Raw genomic sequence first — 6,864 nt, 5'->3', positions numbered from 1 at the left:
GAATTTTCTTCAAGTCCTGATTAATATCCATTTGTAACTCCTAAGCATTATTTGTAATTAAATTTTAATAAAGTGAGTCTTATCGGAAAGGGATAAAAAGTTGTCAATATTAGTAAAAATTCACATCCCCCAATTTTTGATAAAAATGCATCTAAAAGAATCGAGTTATTTGAGGGCATTTTGTCTGGATTTATTCGTCAGTCTTTTTGGACAATGTCTGCGAGGGGGTAAACCCCCACGCTAAATCGAAAAAAGTATTATGAATAATACTCATTACATAGCAGCCATTTTTTTAGCCGGATTTATCCGCCGGCTGGCGGATAAAATCTGAATAATCCCTTTGGGGTCAGTGAACAATATTCATTTTCAACCTATAAATTTAGAACTTCTACATCACCCATCTAATTTTCATTCTATTTAGAATCCATCCGTAAAGTAGCCTTTTTCGACCTCACCCCGACCCTTCCGCCAGCTGGCGGAGAGAGGGAGATAAAAGTTCCCCTTCTCTTTGAAGAGAAGGGGTTAGGGGATGAGTTGTAAAAAGTATGAAGAATATATTTTACTTGATATGCGACTTTACGGACAGACTTTAATTACGGTATCCATTTTCGCTCTTTTATTTTTCCTACTTACAGAATGGCGCAACCCCAGCTTTGCCAGCATAAATTTTTGACATGATTGACAACGAAACTTAGGGATGAAGAACGCAGTAAGCAATATACAAAATATTAAAGGAAACATTATGGCAAAAAAATTAATGATCGTAGAGTCCCCCACAAAAACAAAAACGATTTCGCAATATATTGGAAAAGAATTCGATATAGTTGCCTCAATGGGTCATATCCGTGATCTACCCAAAAAAGATTTGGGGATTGATATAGAAAATGATTTCAAACCGCATTACGTTTTGAGCAGTGATAAACGCAAGGTAGTCAAAAAAATCGTGGATAAGGCACAAAAAGCTTCTGAAATTTATATTGCTTCTGATAATGATCGGGAGGGGGAAGCGATCGCCTGGCATCTGAATGAAATACTCAAGAAAAAAAATCCGGACAAAGCCATTTATCGAGTTGTTTTCAATGAAATTACGTCTGAGGCTGTGAAATATTCCATCGAGCATCCGCGTAGTGTGGATAACGATTTGGTAAATGCCCAGCAAGCACGGAGAATTCTCGATAGAATCGTTGGGTATAAAGTAAGTCCGGTTTTATGGAAAACTATTGCCGGAAAACTTTCTGCAGGACGCGTGCAAACCGTTGCCTTGCGTATTCTTTGCGAAAGGGAAGAGGAGATAAAAAAATTTGTTCCCAAAGAGTATTGGAAAATATTCGCCGATCTGAAAAAGGACAAAGATTTTACTGCGAGTCTCGAGAAATATGATGGGAAAAAAGCCAAGATAGAAAATCAAGAGCAGGCTGAGAAAATATATGACTATGTAAAAACACAAAAATTTATTGTTCAGGATGTAAAGCAAAAGGATAAATCCATTTCGCCAGGTCCGCCATTTATTACCAGCACTTTGCAGCAAGGTGCATCCAATCTTTTAGGATTTTCAACTAAAAAAACAATGGCGGTTGCCCAGCAACTTTATGAGGGAGTGGAGATAAAAGGTGAAAGACACGGCTTGATCACCTACATGAGAACTGATTCTGTCCGAATCGGAGACAAAGCTGTGGAAGAAGTGCAAAAATTGATAAAAGAGCGTTTTGGGAATGATTATTTAAGCAGAAAGCGTCGAATCTTCAAAACAAAAAAGAAATCTCAGGACGCTCACGAAGCCATTCGCCCAACTTCCTCGTTTAGAACTCCGGAGTCAATTGAACGATTTCTTACAAAAGACCAAGCTAGAATGTATAATCTTATCTGGAAGCGGTTTGTCGCAACTCAGATGAGTAATGCAAAGGTAAAAAATACCAGACTGTTTATGGCAGCCGGCAAAGCTCTTTTCGAGACAAAAGGTAATGTGGTGAAATTTGAAGGTTTTATGAAAGCTTATCCGTGGATTTTTATCATGAATAAGGATGAAAACCTTCCCAATCTGAAAGTTGGAGAAGAAGTTAATCTGATAAAATTATCAAAAGAGCAAAAATTCACTCAGCCACCACCCCGATTTACAGAAGCTCAACTTGTAAAAAAACTTGAATCGGAAAATATTGGCAGACCAAGCACGTATGCTCCAATTATTTCCACTTTGCTATTTAGAAAATATGTGGAACTCGTCAAGAAAAAGTTTTATCCAACCGAACTTGGTATGATCGTAGAAAAATTTCTTGTAGCAAAATTGGATGATTTTTTTAATGTTTCCTTTACTTCGGAGATGGAGGATTTTCTTGATGAAATCGAGAATGGAAAGATGGATTATGTGAAAGCACTTGCGGAGTTTTATGAAAAATTTATTTCGCAAATCGAACAGATTGATCTTAAGGCGGAAAAGGGAAAGATAACTCAAAAAACCGACATCATATGTGAAAAATGTGGTTCTCCGATGGTTATAAAATATAGCAAATATGGAAAATATCTTGCTTGTTCTGCTTTTCCAAAGTGTAGAAATACAAAACCTCTCGGAGATGATGGGAAAGTGCAAGAAAGAAAAACAGGCGAGAAATGTCCGAAATGTGGAGAAGGCGATATCGTTCTCAAAGAGGGAAAATTCGGAAAATTCTATGGGTGCAGCAATTATCCCAAATGCAAATTTACAAGACCTTTTAAAATCGGGGTAAAATGTCCGGAATGTGGTGGTGATCTTATCGAAAGAAAAAATAAGAACGGAAGACTTTTTTATGGTTGCTCAAATTACCCGAAATGCAAATTCATCACAAATTATAAGCCTGTTAATATGGAATGTCCCGAATGTGGTGCACCCTCAATGTTTGAAAAACCAAGTAAATATCAAGGCACAAAACTTATTTGTCTGAAATGCAAAAAGGAAATTATTAAGTGAATATTCTGGAAACGGTCTCTTTTGGACTGAACAGTATTCTGTCACACAAGTTGCGATCCACCCTTACCTTAGCCGGATTGGTCATCGGGGTAGCAACTGTGATCACGATGTTTACTTCCATCGAAGCGATGAAGGTGATCATTGATGAAGGAATTTCCAGCATCGGATACGATAATACGATTATCATCTATTCTTCTTATCCGTCTCAGGATTCTAACGAACTGCGTAAATATCCGCAAAAATTACGTTTCAAACAGCTCACATATTCAGATTTTGAAGCAGTTCGCCAAAACGTTTCGGGAATCGAATATTCCTATGCTGATGTGGACGATGGGAAGAATATTACCATCAATCAAAAAAAATCCAGGATACGAATTCGGGGGAAAAATAAAGACTTTTTTGCGAGTAAAGAATATACGATTTCACCCGGTAGAATGTTTAGCTCTTTTGAAGAAAATAATGGCACGAATGTTTGCATCATCGGGGCGTCTCTCGTTGAGAAATATTTTCCCCAATCAGATCCTCTTGGAAAATTCATAACTTTAGATAATATTCGCCTCAAAATAATTGGTGTTTTGGAAGAGAAAGAAGGAAACAGCAATTTCAATTTCGGCAATCAATGGGAAAGAAAACGAGACTATGAATCTTGTTTTGTTCCCTCAAAATTTGCCTCAAAATATCTTCGGTCAAATATGCAGATTGATAATATTTGGATAAAAACGATTGAAGCAGATCAGGTTGATAATGTTTACAATCAAGCACGTCAAATTATTCTTTCCAGACACAATATGGCAGACGATGTGGATATGAAAGACATCAGCCAAACGATGCTTGAAGTTCGGCAACAAGTTCAGGGATATATGAAAAATTGGAACATTATCCTTTTTTGTATTTCGAGTATTTCCTTGATAACAGGTGGTATAGGGCTTTTTAGTATCCTCCTTATCTCAATTCGTGAAAGAATGACCGAGATTGGAATTCGCAAAAGTATTGGGGCAAAAAACAAAGATATTTTTATGCATTTCCTTTTTGAATCACTTAGTCTTGCTCTCATTGGAGGAATTTTGGGAGCTGGGATATCAGTTGGATTAATTCAACTTATTACTGCAAAATTAAATATAAATATTTCATTCCCGTATCTCGGAATTTCTGTCGGATTGCTTTTCGCACTTGGCATCGGTTTTGTTTCCGGATTTTATCCCTCTTTTAAAGCGTCAAAAATAGATCCGGTTAAGGCGATTTTTTATTTTTCTTGATGCTTAAAAGTGTTCGGTGCGACATCTTGCGAAGCAGGGGCTTCGCAGAAAAATGCGTTCCCAAGCTGGGGCTTGGGAACGAGAAATCCGCCAGCTGGCGGATGGGAACGAGAACAAAAAAAATAAAATTTTAACGAGGTTCAGTTGATTACAATATTAGCATTTATATTATTACTCGGCATTTTGGTAATTGTTCATGAATCTGGACACTTCATTGCTGCCAGAATGTGTGGCGTACAAGTCGAAAAATTTTCATTTGGATTTGGTCCAAAAATATTTGCAAAAACAGTGGGGGAAACCGAATACAGAATTTCTTTGATTCCCCTCGGCGGATATGTAAAAATGTTGGGTGAAAATCCGGAAGAGCAAGAAAATGATCTTGATTCGGGAAAAACTTTTTCAGGGAAAAAATGGTGGCAAAAAGTTTTTATCGCTTTTAACGGCCCGTTTTTTAATCTCCTCCTTGCAATTATAATTCTGTCATTAACATACATGATCGGACTAAAAACTTACGATCTTCAACCGATTGTGGGAAATGTTTCTTCATCCCAAACAGATTTGCACCAATTGAAGCCGCATGATGAAATTTTGTCCATTGATGGAGAAAAGATTGATGGCTGGATTTCTATTATTGAACTTTGGAGAGATAGTTACAAACCCATCCATGCCGTAAAAATATTACGAGACGGCGAAGTCATCACGCTCAATATGAAAAATTTTGATTTCAAACTATGGCTCACAGATGTTGAATCTTACGCACCTCCGATAATCGGTGAAGTTTATTATGGTTTGCCGGCTTATCAATCAGGCTTGAAAAAGGGTGATGAAATTTTGACGATAAATGGGAAAAATGTAAATTCATGGTCAGAAATGAGAGGAATCATTACCGCGAATTCTGATACTGAACTAAGATTATCTGTGCGAAGGGATTCCGAAAAGTTGTCTATAATCGTAACTCCGCAATTAAATCCCGGGGAAAAAGAGGAAGCCGGAATTATTGGCATAACTCAGAAATTGGAATTAGTAAACATAGAAAGATATGGCGTTTTTAAGGCGATTGAATATGGAACTATCACCACTTTCACAGTGGTAGTCGGTTATTATAAAGGACTTTTCAAACTGATCAAACGGCCTTCCGAAGCAGGTAAAAATGTAGGCGGTCCCATCATGATCGCAGCAATGACAAAACAGCAAACGGAACAGGGACTGACTTCCTATCTCTCATTTATGGCGATGATCAGCATTATTCTGATGGTCATGAATTTACTGCCGATGCCGGTTCTGGACGGAGGACAAATCCTTTTTTCCGTCATTGAGGGAATTATGCGAAAGCCTTTAAAGATCGGGTTGCAGAAAATATTTCAACAAGTTGGGATCGCTGTTTTAATCTTACTGATGTTTTTTGCATTTTACAATGATATTTCCCGTTATATCACAAGGCAACTATCCTTGAAAAATAATGTTACAACGGTTCCCGAAAATCAGAAAAAATAGTAAAACGATCATAGCTTGGACAATTTCGTGTGATGAGTAAATTTGATTTTGAGCTGTTAAAAACGAACAAGAAAACTTCCGCGCGTTTGGGAAAAATCAAAGCTGCTCATGGCTTTATTTCCACCCCTGTATTTATGCCGGTTGGAACTTATGGAGCGGTCAAATCAATGTCTCCAAAGGAATTGGAAGAGATTGGTTTCGAGATAATTTTGTCGAACACATATCATCTTTATTTACGTCCGGGAATGGAAATCATCGAAAAATTCAGTGGCATCCACAAGATGATGAATTGGAAAAGAAACATTCTTACGGATAGTGGAGGATTTCAGGTAATGAGTCTGCAAAAATTTTGCAAGATCAACGAAGATGGAGCAACGTTTCGTTCCTATATTGACGGAACTCTTCACTCATTCACACCCGAAAAAGTTATGCGGATTCAGCACTCTCTTGGCTCGGATATTATTATGGCTTTTGATGAATGCACTCCTTATCCTGCGACCTACAAATATGCAGAAGAATCTGCTAAAAGGTCTCTTCGCTGGGCGGAACGTTGCAAAATCGAGCATGAAAATTTGGGTGGTGCAAGTGCATTATTCGGAATTGTGCAGGGAAGTATTTTTGATGATCTTCGTAGCGAAAATGCAAAAGGACTAATGAATCTCGGATTCGACGGATACGCAATCGGTGGGCTGGCAGTTGGTGAGGAAAAACAGGATATGGAAAGGATTACAAAACTTTTGGATGGAATACTTCCGGCTGAAAAACCCCGCTATCTCATGGGAGTCGGAACGCCTGTTGATCTTTTAAATAATATCGAAAGAGGCGTGGATATGTTCGATTGTGTGATTCCCACTCGCCATGCAAGGCACGGCTCTGTTTTCACAAAAGATGGCAGGCTTATCGTCCGCGATGGAAAATATAAAGACGATTTACGTCCAATTCAAAATGACTGCAAATGCTATGCTTGTCAAAATTTTTCGCGTGCCTATATTAGACATTTAATAAAAAAGAATGAAATTCTCGGAGTTCGTCTTTGCACTATTCACAATCTCACTTTTTACAATGAATTGATTCGTCTGGCTCGCCAAACAATAGAGGATGAAACTTTTTTAGAATTTAAAAACAATTTTATAGAGCGATACAATCGCAAATAAATTTATGGAGTAAAAATGA

The 6,864-nt window shown here is 37.7% G+C and carries 5 protein-coding genes; all 5 read left to right on the top strand.

The features are described 5' to 3' along the window. Window positions 1-529 precede the first annotated feature (529 nt). Window positions 530-673, top strand: a complete 144-nt coding sequence (locus U9P79_00520; GenBank protein MEA2103117.1) for a hypothetical protein — start codon at window positions 530-532, stop codon at window positions 671-673. Window positions 674-742: 69 nt separating this feature from the next. Continuing rightward, complete coding sequence (gene topA, locus U9P79_00515; GenBank protein MEA2103116.1) at window positions 743-2,941, top strand: type I DNA topoisomerase; 2,199 nt, start codon at window positions 743-745, stop codon at window positions 2,939-2,941. After that, a complete protein-coding gene (locus tag U9P79_00510) occupies window positions 2,938-4,197 on the top strand; it encodes an ABC transporter permease (GenBank protein ID MEA2103115.1) in 1,260 nt (419 codons plus the stop codon). Before topA ends, U9P79_00510 begins: the two co-directional genes overlap by 4 nt. A 144-nt stretch (window positions 4,198-4,341) precedes the next feature. Continuing rightward, on the top strand, window positions 4,342-5,691 hold the full coding sequence (rseP, locus tag U9P79_00505; protein ID MEA2103114.1) for an RIP metalloprotease RseP: 1,350 nt from the start codon (window positions 4,342-4,344) through the stop codon (window positions 5,689-5,691). Window positions 5,692-5,723: 32 nt separating this feature from the next. Continuing rightward, window positions 5,724-6,845, top strand: coding sequence for a tRNA guanosine(34) transglycosylase Tgt (gene tgt, locus U9P79_00500; protein ID MEA2103113.1), 1,122 nt, complete (start codon window positions 5,724-5,726; stop codon window positions 6,843-6,845). Window positions 6,846-6,864: the final 19 nt, after the last annotated feature.

It is taken from the genome of Candidatus Cloacimonadota bacterium (assembly GCA_034661015.1).
Taxonomy (GTDB): Bacteria; Cloacimonadota; Cloacimonadia; order JGIOTU-2; family JGIOTU-2; genus JAYEKN01.
Note: the sequence above shows the minus strand (reverse complement) of the source record. Positions and strands in the feature narration are given on the sequence as shown.